The 15,502-nt window shown below is 60.6% G+C and carries 14 protein-coding genes; 6 read left to right on the forward strand and 8 right to left on the reverse strand.

The window, feature by feature from the left end:
- The first annotated feature begins 3 nt into the window (after positions 1 to 3).
- Positions 4 to 858: an NADPH-dependent 7-cyano-7-deazaguanine reductase QueF gene (queF, locus tag QUE41_RS17080; protein WP_286340194.1), complete on the forward strand. Its 855-nt coding sequence runs from the start codon at positions 4 to 6 to the stop codon at positions 856 to 858.
- A 344-nt stretch (positions 859 to 1,202) separates the two neighbouring features.
- Positions 1,203 to 2,576, forward strand: coding sequence for a prephenate-dependent tRNA uridine(34) hydroxylase TrhP (gene trhP / locus QUE41_RS17085; protein ID WP_286340195.1), 1,374 nt, complete (start codon positions 1,203 to 1,205; stop codon positions 2,574 to 2,576).
- Positions 2,577 to 2,636: 60 nt separating this feature from the next.
- Here the strand turns inward: trhP and QUE41_RS17090 are convergent, their stop codons facing one another.
- Positions 2,637 to 2,915: a hypothetical protein gene (locus tag QUE41_RS17090; protein ID WP_286340196.1), complete on the reverse strand. Its 279-nt coding sequence runs from the start codon at positions 2,913 to 2,915 to the stop codon at positions 2,637 to 2,639.
- 461 nt (positions 2,916 to 3,376) lie between these two features.
- On the opposite strand from QUE41_RS17090, the gene QUE41_RS17095 reads away from it, so the two are divergent.
- On the forward strand, positions 3,377 to 3,628 hold the full coding sequence (locus QUE41_RS17095; protein ID WP_028110846.1) for a YfhL family 4Fe-4S dicluster ferredoxin: 252 nt from the start codon (positions 3,377 to 3,379) through the stop codon (positions 3,626 to 3,628).
- Here the strand turns inward: QUE41_RS17095 and ubiT are convergent.
- A complete protein-coding gene (gene ubiT / locus QUE41_RS17100) occupies positions 3,597 to 4,037 on the reverse strand; it encodes a ubiquinone anaerobic biosynthesis accessory factor UbiT (RefSeq protein ID WP_286340197.1) in 441 nt (146 codons plus the stop codon). The two genes, QUE41_RS17095 and ubiT, sit on opposite strands and share 32 nt — an antisense overlap.
- 139 nt (positions 4,038 to 4,176) lie before the next feature.
- Here ubiT and ubiU point away from each other — a divergent pair, with 139 nt between their 5' ends.
- Together ubiU and QUE41_RS17110 are read left to right on the forward strand one after the other, a co-directional pair.
- Entirely contained in the window at positions 4,177 to 5,172 is a 996-nt protein-coding gene (gene ubiU, locus QUE41_RS17105) for a ubiquinone anaerobic biosynthesis protein UbiU (RefSeq protein ID WP_286340198.1), read from the forward strand.
- Positions 5,173 to 5,180: 8 nt separating this feature from the next.
- Positions 5,181 to 6,056 (forward strand): U32 family peptidase, encoded by an 876-nt coding sequence (locus QUE41_RS17110; protein WP_286340199.1) that lies wholly within the window; start codon positions 5,181 to 5,183, stop codon positions 6,054 to 6,056.
- On the opposite strand, the gene QUE41_RS17115 is transcribed toward QUE41_RS17110, so the two are convergent.
- The 5 genes from QUE41_RS17115 to QUE41_RS17135 all read right to left on the reverse strand — a co-directional run bounded on the left by QUE41_RS17115 (position 5,956) and on the right by QUE41_RS17135 (position 12,621).
- Positions 5,956 to 6,642, reverse strand: a complete 687-nt coding sequence (locus tag QUE41_RS17115) for a hypothetical protein (RefSeq protein WP_286340200.1) — start codon at positions 6,640 to 6,642, stop codon at positions 5,956 to 5,958. The genes QUE41_RS17110 and QUE41_RS17115 overlap by 101 nt on opposite strands.
- A 59-nt stretch (positions 6,643 to 6,701) precedes the next feature.
- Positions 6,702 to 7,949: a glutamate-5-semialdehyde dehydrogenase gene (locus QUE41_RS17120; RefSeq protein WP_286340201.1), complete on the reverse strand. Its 1,248-nt coding sequence runs from the start codon at positions 7,947 to 7,949 to the stop codon at positions 6,702 to 6,704.
- Positions 7,946 to 9,064 (reverse strand): glutamate 5-kinase, encoded by a 1,119-nt coding sequence (proB, locus tag QUE41_RS17125; RefSeq protein ID WP_286340202.1) that lies wholly within the window; start codon positions 9,062 to 9,064, stop codon positions 7,946 to 7,948. Before proB ends, QUE41_RS17120 begins: the two co-directional genes overlap by 4 nt.
- 128 nt (positions 9,065 to 9,192) lie before the next feature.
- Positions 9,193 to 10,482 carry an NCS2 family permease gene (locus QUE41_RS17130; protein ID WP_286340203.1) on the reverse strand — a complete coding sequence of 430 codons (1,290 nt, stop codon included), beginning with the start codon at positions 10,480 to 10,482 and terminating at the stop codon, positions 9,193 to 9,195.
- A gap of 1,278 nt (positions 10,483 to 11,760) precedes the next feature.
- On the reverse strand, positions 11,761 to 12,621 hold the full coding sequence (locus QUE41_RS17135) for a LysR family transcriptional regulator (RefSeq protein WP_286340204.1): 861 nt from the start codon (positions 12,619 to 12,621) through the stop codon (positions 11,761 to 11,763).
- 123 nt (positions 12,622 to 12,744) lie between these two features.
- Between QUE41_RS17135 and QUE41_RS17140 the strand changes: the two genes are divergently transcribed.
- Positions 12,745 to 13,836, forward strand: coding sequence for an alcohol dehydrogenase family protein (locus tag QUE41_RS17140; RefSeq protein ID WP_286340205.1), 1,092 nt, complete (start codon positions 12,745 to 12,747; stop codon positions 13,834 to 13,836).
- Between the two features lie 57 nt (positions 13,837 to 13,893).
- On the opposite strand, the gene QUE41_RS17145 is transcribed toward QUE41_RS17140, so the two are convergent.
- Positions 13,894 to 15,414 (reverse strand): M17 family metallopeptidase, encoded by a 1,521-nt coding sequence (locus QUE41_RS17145; protein ID WP_286340206.1) that lies wholly within the window; start codon positions 15,412 to 15,414, stop codon positions 13,894 to 13,896.
- Between the last annotated feature and the right edge of the window lie 88 nt (positions 15,415 to 15,502).

The following is a 15,502-nucleotide window of genomic DNA, read 5'->3' on the forward strand; positions in this document are numbered from 1 at the left end:
ACTATGACAGATCACCACGATCCCTATCAGGGCGCCGAAGCCCTCGAGGGGCTGACTCTGGGCCACCAGACCCAGTACCAGGACCATTACGCCCCTGAACTGCTGCAGGGCGTGCCGCGCCAGTTGAACCGGGATGCCATCGGCCTGGACGATGCGCTGCCCTTTGACGGCGCCGATGTCTGGACAGGTTTCGAACTCTCCTGGCTGAATGGCAAAGGCAAGCCCATGGTGGCCATCGCCCATTTTACCCTGCCGGTGACCTCCAAGAACCTGGTGGAGTCTAAATCCTTCAAGCTCTACCTCAACAGCTTCAACCAGACCAAATTCGACAGTGTCGACGCGGTGCAGCAAGCCCTGACCAAGGACCTGTCCGAATGCGCTCAGGGCAAAGTGAGTGTTCGTATACTGCTGCCCGCGGAGTTTGAAGCAGAGCAGGTCGCCGAGCTGGAAGGTGAGCTGATCGATGATCTGGACATCGCCATCGACGACTACGAGTTCAATCCGGACTATCTGCAAGACGCGGCCACTGGAGACAAGGTGGAGGAAACCCTGCGCTCCAACCTGCTCAAGTCCAACTGCCTGATCACCTCCCAACCCGACTGGGGCAGCGTGCTGATCCGTTACCAAGGGCAAGCCATCGACCGGGAAAAGCTGCTGCGCTACCTCATCAGTTTCCGTCGCCACAACGAGTTCCATGAGCAGTGTGTGGAGCGGATCTTTATGGATCTCAAACGTTACTGCGGCTGCGAAAAGCTGACCGTCTATGCCCGCTACACCCGTCGCGGTGGCCTGGACATCAACCCCTACCGCAGCGACTTCGAACCGGTGCCCGCGAATATCCGACTGGCACGACAGTAGGGTGTGTTGACCTTTGCTGAATATTTTTGCGCCAGCACCCGGTCGCCGAGGCCTCGAATTGATAGCACTATCTTCCAAATGGATTGCTACCTTGGCTAAACAGAGCGCCCTTCGGGGCCGGACTGACGACAACTACTCATCGTCGTTCGATTTTGACGTAGAGCAACTATGCCCACAATCGAACTCCTTGATTAGTCGTCGTCATCCTCGGCCAAATTCTAAACACCAAAGATAAACACACCCTAGTAACCACACAAAATTAGCGGCTACTTTATAATCAAAATTTGCATCCGGAGGCGGCCATTTGTAGAATGCCCGCCGCCTTGAGGAGCTTTAGGAACACCATGTTTAAGCCAGAACTGCTGTCCCCAGCCGGGACTTTGAAAAATATGCGCTACGCCTTCGCCTACGGTGCCGATGCGGTCTACGCCGGTCAGCCCCGTTACAGCCTGAGGGTGCGCAACAATGACTTCAACCTGGACAACCTGGCTACGGGTATCGACGAGGCCCACCAGCTGGGCAAGAAGCTGTATGTGGTGTCGAACATCGCTCCTCACAACTCCAAGCTGAAAACCTACCTGCGCGACATTGAGCCGGTGATTCAGATGAAGCCGGATGCGCTGATCATGTCCGATCCCGGGCTGATCATGATGGTAAAAGACGCCTTCCCCGAGCAGAGCATCCATCTGTCGGTGCAGGCCAACGCCATCAACTGGGCCAGCGTCAAGTTCTGGGAGCGCCAGGGGATCGATCGGGTTATCCTTTCCCGGGAGCTCTCTCTGGATGAGATCGAAGAGATCCGCCAGCAGTGCCCCGAGATGGAGCTGGAGGTGTTCGTTCACGGCGCCCTGTGCATGGCCTACTCCGGCCGCTGCCTGCTCTCCGGCTACATCAATAAGCGCGACCCCAACCAGGGCACCTGCACCAACGCCTGTCGCTGGAACTACAACGTCCACGACGCCAAGGAGAACGAGTCCGGCGACGTGGTGGCGGTCAACCCTGCCGACAACGGCGTGCAGATGATAGAGCCCACCCTGGGCCAGGGTCCCACCAGCGATCAGGTGGTGCTGCTGCAGGAAGCCAACCGCCCCGGCGAGTACATGCCCGCCTTCGAGGATGAGCACGGCACCTACATCATGAACTCCAAGGACCTGCGTGCCATCCAGCACGTGGAGCGCCTGGCCAAGATGGGGGTGCACTCCCTGAAGATCGAAGGCCGGACCAAGAGCTTCTACTACGTGGCCCGCACCGCCCAGCTCTATCGCAAGGCCATCGACGATGCCGCCGCCGGCCGTCCTTTCGACCCCAACCTGATGCTCTCCCTGGAATCCCTGGCCCACCGCGGCTACACCGAGGGCTTCCTGCGCCGTCACACCCACGACGAGTACCAGAACTACGACTATGGCTACTCGGTCTCCGAGAAGCAGCAGTTTGTCGGCGAGCTGACCGGCGAGCGCAACGCTCAGGGTCTGGCAGAGGTACTGGTGAAAAACCGCTTCGAAGCGGGCAACAGCGTTGAACTGATGACCCCGGCGGGCAACCTCAACTTCAACCTGGAGCACATCGAGAACCGCAAGGGCGAGAAGATGGAGATTGCCCCGGGCAATGGCCATACCGTTTATCTGCCTCTGCCCGAAGAGCTGGATCTGAGCCACGCCATCCTGATGCGCAACCTGGATGAAGGGCAGACCACCCGCAACCCGGTCAAACCGGCCTAACCGGTTATCGCACACAGAAAAGGCGCCTCAGGGCGCCTTTTTTCGGTTTCTCTCGCGGCATCACAGGTCAGACAGATACCACTGTACCGAGGAGCCGCAGGGCATGATCACCGGGCCATGGGTGCCGCCCAGGGAGACCCCGCCGGTGGCGGTGTTCATGTCCACATGCCAGTACTTGCCCTTGGGCGGGGTCAGGGTGCTGATGCCACCCTGGATCTCGGTTTCAAAGGCGTTGGCACCGCCCAGGTTCAGGGACACCTCCGGGCCATTGTTGCTCAGCTTGAGTACACGGGCATCGGCGCCGCAGGCATTGGTATCAAACTCATAGGTAATCGCCATTGTCTCTTCCTTGTATAATGGGTCTTGGAATCAACCGACCCCGTGTCGGTTGCCCAACAAGTAAAGACGACAAAGACGCGCCGAGCAGCGGCGCCCCGCAAGGCGCTCTTCCCCGGACCTCCCATAAACTCAGCCACAAGGGCTCAGCGCCTGCACCTTGGCAGAGCAGCAAGACCGAGACAATAAGACTTAAAAAGCAGACATTTATAGAAGAAGAGAAGGGAGGATGACGTTGAAAGGCTGAGATGTCGCCCAGGTGCACCGGCACTTCACGTCACCGGGTGCCTCCATGATGACCACAATGCCTGACCTCTTTGGCAGGCAATGTGAGTCGGCAGCGGCTCACACCGACGACAGAAAGAAACCCGCCCCCGCCGCCACGTCAAGCGCAGCACGCTTTTGTTGCCCAGCTAAACTTATGGTAAAGTCGCCGCCCTTAGCGATAACCGACAGACGTAGACATGGCCCTAATCATTCTCGACAGCTGCATCAACTGCGACATGTGCGAACCTGAGTGTCCCAACCAGGCGATCACCATGGGTGAGGAGATCTATGAGATCGATCCTGACCGCTGCACCGAGTGCGTCGGCCACTACGACAAACCCACCTGCGTCAGTGTCTGCCCCATCGACTGCATCGACCCGGATCCCAAGCATCCGGAAGACGACGCCACCCTGATGGCTAAATACCTGATCCTGACAGGAAAGGCATAGTCCTGAGCCTGGCCAGTGCCGCCAGAACCGGCTCTGGCACAGGTGGCAACAGACTCACCCGCCCCAGCAGGGCCTTAAGCTCCATCGCCAGTTCTGTCTCACCCCGCATCTCCAGCTCCCGCTGGAAAAACAGTCCATCGGCGTCTCCCTCGCCACAGGCCAGGATGGCAAAGGCTTTCAGGCTCCCCTGAAGCTGCGCCGGCTCATCGCCTTTGGCCCACTCCACCTGCCACTGTCCCTGCTCCAGGCCCAGAGCCAGGGCCCAGGGGGCGCCATTGAGTGCGATGGCGATGCGTCGTCCCTCAAGAAACGCCAGCTCTCCTTGGCGAACCAGTTCACCAAAACGATGAGTCAGCAGGGGCGTCAGGGCCAGTGCCACGGGAGCAACCGGCGGTTTAGGCAGATTCATAGCGGTCTGAAATCCATTCACAGATCAAAAAACACATTGTAAACAGGGCATTCATCACAATCAGTGTTCAGGATCAAAGTCTGGTTTGTTGGTTTGGGTAGAGTGACACGACGCAATACTGGAACCTGGAACAAGGACAATGGAACTGCTTGCTCCTGTGGCCAACCTGGCCGCCTTGGACAACGCCCTGGATGCGGGCGCCGACGCCGTCTATGTCGGATTAAAGAACGACACCAATGCCCGCCGCTTTGCCGGCATCAACTTCACCCCACAAGAGCTTGAGGAGGCCGCCCGCCGCTGCCAGAGCCGGGAGAAGGCCCTGATGGTGGCCATCAACACCTTCCCTCAACCGGGCCAGGAGTCCCGTTGGCAGGACGCGGTGGCGGTGGCCGCCGAGGCCGGCGTCCAGGCGCTGATCATGGCCGACCCCGGCCTGCTCGCCTTCGCCCAGAAGCACTACCCCGAGGTAGAACGCCACCTGTCGGTACAGGCCAGCGCCGCCAATCTGCCCACCCTGAAACTGTTTCACCGGGAGTTTGGCATCACCCGAGCGGTGCTGCCCAGGGTACTGGACATCGATACCGTGGAAGCGATCTGTGCCGAAAGCCCGGTGGAGATCGAGGTGTTCGCCGGCGGCAGCCTGTGCGTCATGGCCGAGGGACGCTGCCAACTCTCCCACTATGTCAGCGGTCACTCCCCCAACTCAGGCGGCGCCTGCTCTCCAGGCAGCCTGGTCAGTTGGGAAGAGCATCAGGGTGAACGCCACGTTCGCCTGGACGGTCACCTGCTGGACAAGGTGCAACCCGGGGAGGCCGGCGGCTACCCGACGGTTTGCAAGGGCCAGTACCTGGTGGAGGGCAAGCCTCTCTACCCCATCTCCCGCCCCTGCTCCCTCTCCACCCTGCCGCTGCTGGCGCGCTTTGGTCGAGCCGGGGTGGCGGCCCTGAAACTGGAAGGGCGGCAGCGCAGCCCCTATTACACCCGTCAGGTCACCCGGCTGTGGCGCGAAGCCATCGACCGCTGGCTGGCGGATCCCGAGCATTACCGAAGCGAGCCAGGATGGCATCTGCAGCTCAAACCCCTGGCGGAAGGCGGCCTGGTGACCGCCGGCGCCTATCTGAGCAGCTGGCACTAGGAGGCCCTATGAAACTGTCACTGACCCTCAACTGCTGGCCCCTGACCCGTCAGCAACAAAACCAGCAGCTGGATACCCTGACCCAGGCGCCGGTGGCGCGCATCGTCCTCGGGGAAACCGTCTGCGAAAAACGGGATCGCCCCTCCCTGCGCACCCTGCTTGAGGTGGCCGAGGTTGCCCAGTCCAGAGGCATTCAGGTGGTGCTGGCCAGCCTGAACCTGGTCAATGGTCCGCGGGAGCTCAAGCTGGTGGAACAGGTGTGTGGCCAGCACTCCCTGATGGTGGAAGCCAATGACCTGACCGCCGCCTCCCTGCTCAAAGACCTGGATCAGCCGTTCTGGGCCGGGGCCAACCTCAACATCTACAACAAAGAGAGCCTGGCGTGGATCGCCAGGCTGGGGGCCATGGGCTACCAGCCCCCCATCGACATGAGCGAAGAGAACATGGCACTGCTGCTGGAAGCGGGCAATGAGCTGGGGCTGGAGGGGGAGATCCTCGGCTTCGGCTGGCCACAACTGGCGGTCTCCGCCCGCTGCGCCACTGCCCGAATTCATGGCCGCAATAAGGAGCACTGTGACAAGGTGTGCCAGCACCACCCGGTGCCCATGGCCAGCACCCTGGAACAGGAGCCTCTGCTGCTGCTCAACGGACCACAGAATCACGGCGTCAAACCGGTAGACAGGCTGGACAGCCTGGCACACTGGCAACAGGCGGGCGCCAGCTGGCTGAGGATCATCCCCGGCCCCTGGGCGCAGGGAGAGTGGTTACAGAGCCTGGAGGCGCTCAGCCATCCAGGGGGGGCGTCTCGTCTGCGTCGCGAAATACCAATACCAGGGCATAAAACAGCCACAGGGTTACGCACAACAGCAGCAGCCAGCCTGTAAGGGCTGGCCACCATATCGTAGGACGCACTTCGCCAAACAGGCCGTAGGGGTAGCGATCCTGCAACACCATCAGGGCATCCTGACGCAACAACAGGGTGGTGGCCAGAGACGCCGCCGCCACCGCGGGAATCACCCCCCAGCGCGGCGGCTTGTCCATCAAGATGGAACGGCAGTACACCAGGGCACAGAGGATGGTCATCACATAGAAGGCCATCATCGCCTTGGAGTGCAAATTACCCACGTTCACCGGAAACAGCCCGCAGCCGGACAGACACAGACTCAACAGCACCCCACACACCAGCAACGGCGAGCGGAATTTCCTGTTAATCAGCCAGTTAGAAAAGATAAACGACAGGCTCAGCGCCAAGCCGCCAAAGAACAACCCGCCATTGACCATCACCGCCATCGGCGAAGTCTCACCATAACGGCCCAGTTCAGACAGGCTGTGATTGAGAAAACTGAAGTGCTCACCCGCTTCGCCACGAAACGCCAGGGCCGCCACCAGAGAGGGCAACACCAGCAGAGCCAGGGCGGCGATGCCGATGCGATTGGTGAGACGAACCAAAGGACGATGCTGATATTTCATGGGTTTTTCCGCATAGATAACCGGGCTAGTGTAGCTACACTAACCCGGCATTTAAAGAGTTATCCGCGGATGTGGTAATCCCCTTCGGCCAACCACTTATAGGTGGTCAGGGCTTCCAGCCCCATGGGACCGCGGGCATGCAGCTTCTGGGTGCTTACCGCCACCTCGGCCCCCAGGCCAAACTGGCTGCCGTCGGTAAAGCGGGTGCTGGCATTGACGTACACCGCCGCCGAATTGATGCTGGCCGCAAAGTAGTTGGCGTTGGTCATATCCTGGGTGAGGATCGACTCGGAGTGGTCACTGGAGTGGCTGCGGATGTGCTCAATGGCCTCATCCACATCGGCCACCACCTTGATGCCCAGAGTCAGAGACAGCCACTCGCGGTCGAAATCGCCCTCGCCGGCGGCGTCAATGTCGATGTGTGAGCGGCTGGACTCGCAGCCTTTGAGGGTCACCCCCTGAGGGGCCAGCCTGGATTTCACCTTGGGCAACAGCTCGGCGGCCACGGCCTGATGCACCAGCAGGGTGTCCAGGGCATTGCACACCGTCGGGCGCTGCACCTTGGCATTTTCAATCACGTCCAGGGCACGCATCAGGTCGGCGCTGCTGTCCACAAACAGGTGGCAGATGCCGATGCCGCCGGTGATCACCGGGATGGTGGCTTGCTCCTTACACAGCTGATGCAGGCCAGCCCCACCACGGGGGATGATCATGTCCACGTGGGTGTCCAGCTTCAGCAGCTGAGCCACCAGGGCCCGGTCCGGATCCGCAATTAGGCCGATGGCCGCTTTGGGCAGGCCGTGGGCCTTCAGCGCCCGGTGCAGTACCGCCACCAGGGCCAGGTTGGAGCGCAGGGTCTCCTTGCCCCCACGCAGGATGGCGGCATTGCCGGTCTTAAGGGCCAGTACCGCCACGTCGATGGTGACATTGGGGCGCGCCTCGTAGATCACCCCCAGCACCCCCAGAGGGATGCGGCGGCGGCTCAGGCGCAAGCCATTTTCCAGCAACTTGGAGTCGATATCCTCCCCGACCGGATCCGGCAGGCCCATCACGGTACGAATGTCGTCGCAGATGGCGGTCAGCCGCTCCGGGGTCAGCAGCAGACGGTCGAGCATGGCACCACTGATGCCGTTGGCTTCGGCCTCCTTCACATCCTCGGCGTTGGCCTCAAGGATGGTGGCCTGATGCGCCTGCAACTGCTCGATGATGGTCTGCAGCAGGGCATCTTTCTGGGCCCGGCCCAAACTCAGCAGGGCAAAGCTGGCACGACGGGCGTCACGGCCCATCTGTTGTAAGTCTGTCGTCATAGAATCACCAAGTCGTTTCGATGCACCGCCACGGTGCCGTAGCTGAATCCCAGATGCTGCTCAATCTGCTCCGAATGGCAGCCGATGATGCGCGTCAGGCTGATGTGGTCATAGCGCACTATGCCTCGACCTATGGTTCGCCCCTTAGGGTCGCAGATGGAGACCGCCGCCCCGCGCTCGAAGCGTCCGTCGATGGCGGTGATCCCCTTGGGCAGCAGGCTGGATCCCTTCTCCACCAGGGCGCGAACCGCCCCCTCGTCCACGGTCAAACAGCCGCTGGCCGCTGGCGCCGCCAACAGCCACTGCTTACGGGCATCCAAGGGCGCTTCATCGGCACAGAATCGGGTGCCGACCGACTCCCCCCGCACCAGCCGCTCGATCACCCCTTCGCTGTGTCCGGCGGCGATGGCCACCTGGATCCCGGCCCGCTGGGCCACATCCGCCGCCTGCAGCTTGGTGGCCATGCCTCCGGTGCCCAGATTGGTGCCACTGCCACCGGCCAGCTTGCGCAGCTCATCGGTGATGCGGTTGACCTCGCTGATCAGCTGCGCATCCGGGTTGGAGCGGGGATCGGCGGTAAACAAGCCACTCTGATCGGTCAGCAGGATCAGTTTGTCGGCGTCCGCCAGCATCGCCACCAGGGCGGAGAGGTTGTCGTTGTCCCCCACCTTGATCTCGGCGGTGGCCACCGCATCATTCTCGTTCACCACCGGGATGATGCCAAAATCCAGCAGGGCGTTGAGGGTGTCCCGGGCATTGAGGTAACGCTCCCGGTCATTGAGATCGGCCCGGGTCAGCAACATCTGGCCGACGTGCATATCGAACAGGTTGAACAGGTGCTCCCAGGTTTGCATCAGGTGGCTCTGACCCACCGCCGCCAGCATCTGTTTGCTGGCCACACTGGTGGGCAGGTCCGGCTGCCCCAGGTGTTCACGGCCGGCGGCAATGGCACCTGAGGTCACCAGAATGATTTCGCAGCCGCCGCGCTTGAGGCGGGCCATCTGCCGGACCAGCTCCACCATGTGGGCCCGGTCCAGGCTGTTTCCGCCTGAGGTCAGGACACTGGTACCCAGCTTGACCACCACGCGCTTGTAGGGAACAGAGAGAGAAGACATCGGAATCACTGATAAAAATTCATCCCTCCTTTATAACCCAGGCCAGATCAAAGCTCATCTTAAAAACGAGAAAAGGCGCCCCCAAAGGGGACGCCCATCACGATACGTTGCTTTTTTATACAGGCTTTTTATAGCACGGCGTATTTGACGACAAAGGCCAGTGCCAGCACCAGTACTGCCGGGTTCAGCTCTTTCACCCGGCCGGTCATCAGCTTCAGGGCCGCGTAGCTGATAAAGCCAACGGCGATGCCGTGAGAGATGGAGTAGCTGAGCAGCATCACCAGGGTGGTCAGAACCACAGGCGCCGCTTCGGTCAGATCTTCCCAGTCCACGCCCACCAGGCCGGACATCATCAGGATCGCCACATACAGCAGGGCGCCGGTGGTGGCGTAAGCTGGCACCATGCCCGCCAGAGGGGAGAACAGCAGACAGGCAACGAACATCAGGCCCACCACCACGGCGGTCAGGCCGGTACGGCCACCGGAGGCCACACCCGCGGTGCTCTCAACGTAACTGGTGGTGGTGGAGGTCCCCAGCATGGCACCGGCGATGGTGGCGGTGGAGTCAGCAAACAGCGCCTTGGGCAGCCGGGGCAGACGGCCGCGGTCGTCCAGCAGGTTGCCGCGCTGAGCCACGGCAATCAGGGTACCTGAGGTGTCGAACAGATCCACAAACAGGAAGGCAAACACCACGGAGACCATGCCCACATCCAGGGCACCGGCCAGATCCATCTGCATCAGGGTCGGAGTGATGGAGGGTGGCGCGGACATGATGCCGGTGAACTCCTGCTTGCCGGTCAGAACCGCCACGGCACTGACCACCAGGATGCTGATCAGCACCGCCGCCTTGTTGCGGAAGTGCACCAGGGTGATCACCAGCAGGAAGCTGAACATCGCCATGATGCTCTCGAATTTGGTCACATCGCCCAGAGACACCAAGGTAGCCGGGTTATCGACGATGATGCCGGCACCTTGCAGGCCGATAAAGGCAAGAAACAGACCGATACCGGCAGCGATGCCCAGACGCAGAGACATGGGAATGGCGTTGACGATCCACTCACGCACCTTGAACAGGGAGAGCAGCAGGAAGCAGATACCGGAGAGGAACACCGCTCCCAGGGCGGTCTGCCAGGAGTAGCCCATCTGGCCCACCACCACGAAGGTGAAGAAGGCGTTCAGGCCCATACCGGGTGCCAGAGCGATGGGGTAGTTGGCGACAAAGCCCATGATAAAGCAACCGATGGCGGCTGCCAGACAGGTGGCGACGAACACAGCCCCTGAGTCCATGCCAGCCATTTCCAGCATGGAGGGGTTCACGAAGATAATATAAGCCATAGCCAGGAAGGTCGTCAGGCCAGCGATCACCTCTTGGCGCACACTGGTCCCATGAGCCTTCAGCTTGAAGAGCTTTTCCATCATAGGATGTCCTAATTTTTAATTTTTTAATATTTTGGGGTACAGAGTTTCTGCCTGGGGCAGATGCGGCGCAATTATGCGGATTTCCCCCCCCCTCAGCAAGGGAAGGGAGTAAAAGGAGCATGAAACTGTTGCGAAAATGCTCAGGAATGTGATCCCGGTGAGCAGATCTGACTGTCACTCAAGGTGGCGAAAATCGATGGGATATGCAGAGAAAAGGGATAAAAAAACGCCGGCAACAAGGTTACCGGCGCAAAGGATGACAAATGTTCGGCCTTACTCCGCCGGCCAAAGGGGCCGACGACACAGATGGGGTCCAATAACTGATGAAATTACACGAGGTTGATGCTTAGCGAGCGTAGTAGATCGCGGTCGCATTCCAGCTGGCGCTAGCCCAGCTGCCAATCAGATTCACAGAGTAATCGAATGGGGCGTTCATAAGGCATTCTCCTAAATTCGTTGCAAACACAAATAATGTGCAGTTCCTTGGCACAACGACTCAGTTCCTTGGAGAGTATGCTGCCTCAGCGCTTTGAGGCATGGGCGGCTCCGCCGCCAGAGTGGATTGCTTAACCGGCGTAGTAGAGCGCAGATGCGTTCCAGTCGGTAGCAGACCAGGTGCCGTACAGGCGGACTTGGTATTCAAACTGGGTATTCATAGGGTGTTCTCCTAAAGTTGCTAACACTGATTGTCAATTAGTGGTGCGGTTCCCTGGCACAGCACTCGGTTCCTTGGAGACGCTTTGCCTCATCGAGGCAGGTGGCGGGCGTGCCGCCGAACGTTACTTCTTGCCAGCGTAGTAGATGCTGGTGGCGTTCCACTGGCCTTGGGACCAGGAGCCGTACAGGGTAACGTCATAACCGAATGGGTAGTTCATAATCTTTTCTCCGATAAAGTTGCTAACACCTAGTACAAGTGGTGCGGTTCCTTGGCACAGCGGTCTCGATTCCTTGGAGAAACTCACGTCTCAACCTTTGAGACGATGAAGACCAACTCGGTCCTTACTAGGGGGAGTTGCCTCCCGACAGTTGCTATAATACCGATATGTAATTTTATTACAAGCTTTATCGTGATCTTTTTTGAAAAAAAGCCGATTTCTGAAAGTTTATTACATGATAACCAATTGATATGGCCTGCAGGAGCGAGACCCAGATCTCACCTTTGCTGAAATTTCCAACATCACGCACAGGCAGCCGCAAACACCCCTGCGCAGATCACGTTTTTTCTAAGGAAAAAGCTCAACATCCTACCTGCTCAGTCAAGGAAACGGTCAGTCCAGATCAGGTCTGACGCACCTGACTCATCAGCAACTCCTCAATACGACTCACCAACTCCCCCTGCAAACCGGGTCGATGCACCAGGTTGACAGACAACCATCTGGCGCCAACATCGGCAAAAGGCGCCGTTGCCTCCCACTGCACATCGGAACGGGGGACCAGAGCATAGGCAAAACCGCCATCCACTGCTGACAACAGATTGTTCATGTCCGGCGTTGAGAGCACCTGTCGATGGTCTATCTTTAACTCCCTGAGATCGGCCAGCGCCCAATCGCGAACAATGCAGTCGTCGCTGAACAGCGCCACCGGAGCCGGACCTGTCTCCACGGATACACGTCCTGACCAGACAAACTCCTCGCGCCACAGCTCAGTGCCCTGAGCGGCAGAGGCACATCCGGAGACGATGGCCATATCCAGCTCGCCCAGCGCCAGCATCGACTGCAACTCCCGGCTTCTTCGACAGAAGACGCTGAGCTGAAGCTTTGGGAAGTGCTGAGCCAGGGCCACCACGACTCTCTGCAGCAGAGCCGGCAAATAGTCACTGGGGATGCCCATTCTCAGCGCCCCGGTTAACTGAGGCTGACCTATGGCAGAGAGGGTGGCGGCATTGAGATCCACCAACCGCTGAGCGTACTCCTTCAATGTCTCACCCGCCGGCGTCAGCTGGATTCCCTGATTGGTGCGGGTCATCAATCTGGTGCCCAGATGCGCTTCCAGCTTTTTCAGCTGCATACTCACCGCCCCCTGAGAACGGCACACCCTGGCCGCCGCCGGCTTAAGCCCGCCACTGTGTACCACCGTCAAGAAGGTCTTCAGCTGCTCCATGTCCAGCAGCGCCCTGGCATTCGGTTGCGATACGTCCATCTTCTCTCCTGATTACCACATCATTTAGAAAAGCTAAACAATGATACAGAACAATTCGTTTGTCTAAATCATAGCAGGCCACCTAGGCTTAATCTCAACGATTGCTTACCCAGGCCTGGTTTTATGACTGACTCCCCCCTTCCCTGCACCATGAGCGGTGTGCTGCTCACTGGCCACGGTGGCCTGGACAGGCTGCAATATCGACGGGACCTGCCCGTTCCCAGGCCCGGCCCCGGGGAGGTGCTGATCCGCATCGGGGCCGCAGGCATCAACAACACCGACATCAATACCCGCATCGCCTGGTACTCCAAGGAGGTCTCCCAGGCCACCAGCGCCGGGGGAGACATTGGCTTCGAAGGCCTCTCCGGCGCCGATGGCACCTGGTCCGGCACGCCTTTGCAGTTTCCACGGATTCAGGGCGCCGATGGCTGTGGTGAGATTCTCGCGGTCGGCGAGCGGGTCGACCCCAAGCGAGTCGGCGAGCGGGTGCTGGTGCGCCCCATGCAGGATCCTCTGACGGCTGATGGCAGCCACCTGATCACCTGGGGCTCGGAGTGCGATGGCGCCTTTGCCGAGTACGCCCTGTGCCGTGCGTCAGAAGCCTATAAAATAGACAGCCCCCTGAGCGACGCCGAGCTGGCCTCCTTCCCTTGTGCCTATTCCACGGCGGAGAACATGCTGCACCGGGCCAGGGTCCGGGCCGGGGAGCGGGTGCTGATCACCGGCGCATCCGGTGGTGTCGGCTGCGCCGCCATGCAGCTGGCGGTGCGCCGCGGCGCCGAGGTGTGGGCCGTCACCTCCGCCCACAAGGGGCCCGCCCTGCTCAAGCTGGGCGCGGCTGGGATCATCTGCAGAGAGCAGCCCCTGGCCGAACAGCTCGAAGGAAACAGCCTGGATGTGGTGGTGGATCTGGTGGCCGGCCCGGAGTTCGCGACTCTGCTTGAGGGGCTGAAACCCGGAGGACGCTATGCGGTTGCCGGCGCCATTGCCGGTCCCCTGGTAGAGTTGGACGTGCGCACCCTGTATCTCAAAGACCTGACCCTGCTCGGCTGCACCGCACAGCCCAGGGAGGTGTTCGAAAATCTGCTGCGCTATATAGAGGCGGGGGAACTGCTTCCCCAGGTCGCCAACACCTACCCCCTGTCCGAAATCCATCAGGCTCAGGAAGCGTTCCTTAGCAAACAACATGTGGGCAAGCTGGTGCTGATCCCCTGATCCCATGCCGAAGGCCCAGGAGACAGGGAGGCCCGCAGGCCTCCGACTCTTTGGGGATTACAGCTCCTCCATCATCGCCAGCAGGGTGGCCACAGGACGGGCTGTGGGCTTGCCATAGAGCGGGTCCCGCTTCTCCACCGCCGCGGCGGCGATGTCCAGATGCAGGTAGGGGATGGGCTGGTCACTGGCCAGCTGGTGCTTATCCAGCCCGGAAGCCTTGAGCAGGAACGCCTGGGGAAACTGATGACCGCGGCTGATGTTCACCGAGGCGCCGTTGTTGGAGGAGAGCAGGTCCTCTGACTCACTGCGGCCCGCCACCTGGGCGAAATCCTCACGACGCAGGGTGGAGATCTCCACCGGCTCGCCCCAGCGCTCACCAATCTGCTGCATCAGCTGCCCCTGCTGACCCCGCCGGGCAACGCTGTTCTCCACCACCCCGGTGTAGGGGCCGTAAGCGCGCACTACGTGCCCGGTCAGTGTGGCGATGGAGAACACCCTGGGCGACACCGCCTCCTGAGCGTCCTGACGCAGGTGTGACAACAGGTCCGCCAGCACCAACCGTCCCTCGGCATCGGTGTTGCCGATGCGCACCCGGGCCCCGGCGTGGGAGGTGATGATCTCATCGGGCACGAAGGCGTCGCTGCCCAAGGCGTTGCGCACCAGACCCAGCTCGGCGATGATGCGAATGCCTTTGGGTCTGAGCATGGCCACCGTCTTCATAAAGCCCGCCGTTGCCGCCGCACCGCCCTTGTCCCGGCTCATGCCGGCCATGGCGCCGCCCACCTTAAGATCGGCTCCGCCGGTATCGAAGGTCACCCCCTTGCCGGCGATCAGCCAGGTCTGGTGCACCTCGCCTTCCGGGTTGTACTCCACCCGAACCACCCGGGCGGCATGACGGGCCACGGCGAAGCTGGTGCGGGAGACGGCACTGAGCAGAGGGTACTCTCTCATCAGCTGCTCCTGGTCATCGACCACCGTCAGCTCCACCGGCTCCTCGGCAAACAGACTGACACAGTAATCGGCAAAGGCCGGAGGCGCCATCTGCTCGGGATCGCCACCGCACAGATCCCGGGCGGCCACCCGGCCCGCTTCCAACGCATTGAGGCGGGCCACATCCTGGCCATTCATCAGGCCAATGCGCACCTGGGGCTGATCCTCCACATCCGGGTTCAGGTACAGCCCCTGGCCACAGCCCAGGGCGGCCACCTCAGGGGCATTCAGGTAACGGGGATCGCCGCCAGGCAGGTCCAGCAGCAGCAGGATGGCTCGGGCACCGGAGCGAAACGCCATCTTGGCGCCCTCTTCCGCCGCCTCATAGATCCGGCGAACATCCTCATAGTCATCGCTGATGTCGCCGGTGGGCGCCAGAATCAACCGTCCCCCCGCCAATCCCGGCGCCAGCAGCAGGGTGGGTTCCTTGCCGATGCGCTGATCCACCGACGCCGCATGAGCCACCAGCTGACTCAGCTCAGGGTTGGCGTCCAGGGTAAAATCCTGGCTGACCACCAGCACCGCATCCCAGCCACCTTCGCCAAACTGGGCGTCCTCGGCTGGAGTAAAAAATTCCACTTGTGCCATGATGTTCTCTTCCTTTTACACGGGGAAATCCTTGTCCGGCCACTATAGCACGTTGCCTTAATCAGGCTGTGGTAGACTGACCGCACAT

This window comes from Ferrimonas sp. YFM (assembly GCF_030296015.1).
In the GTDB taxonomy this organism is placed as follows: domain Bacteria; phylum Pseudomonadota; class Gammaproteobacteria; order Enterobacterales; family Shewanellaceae; genus Ferrimonas.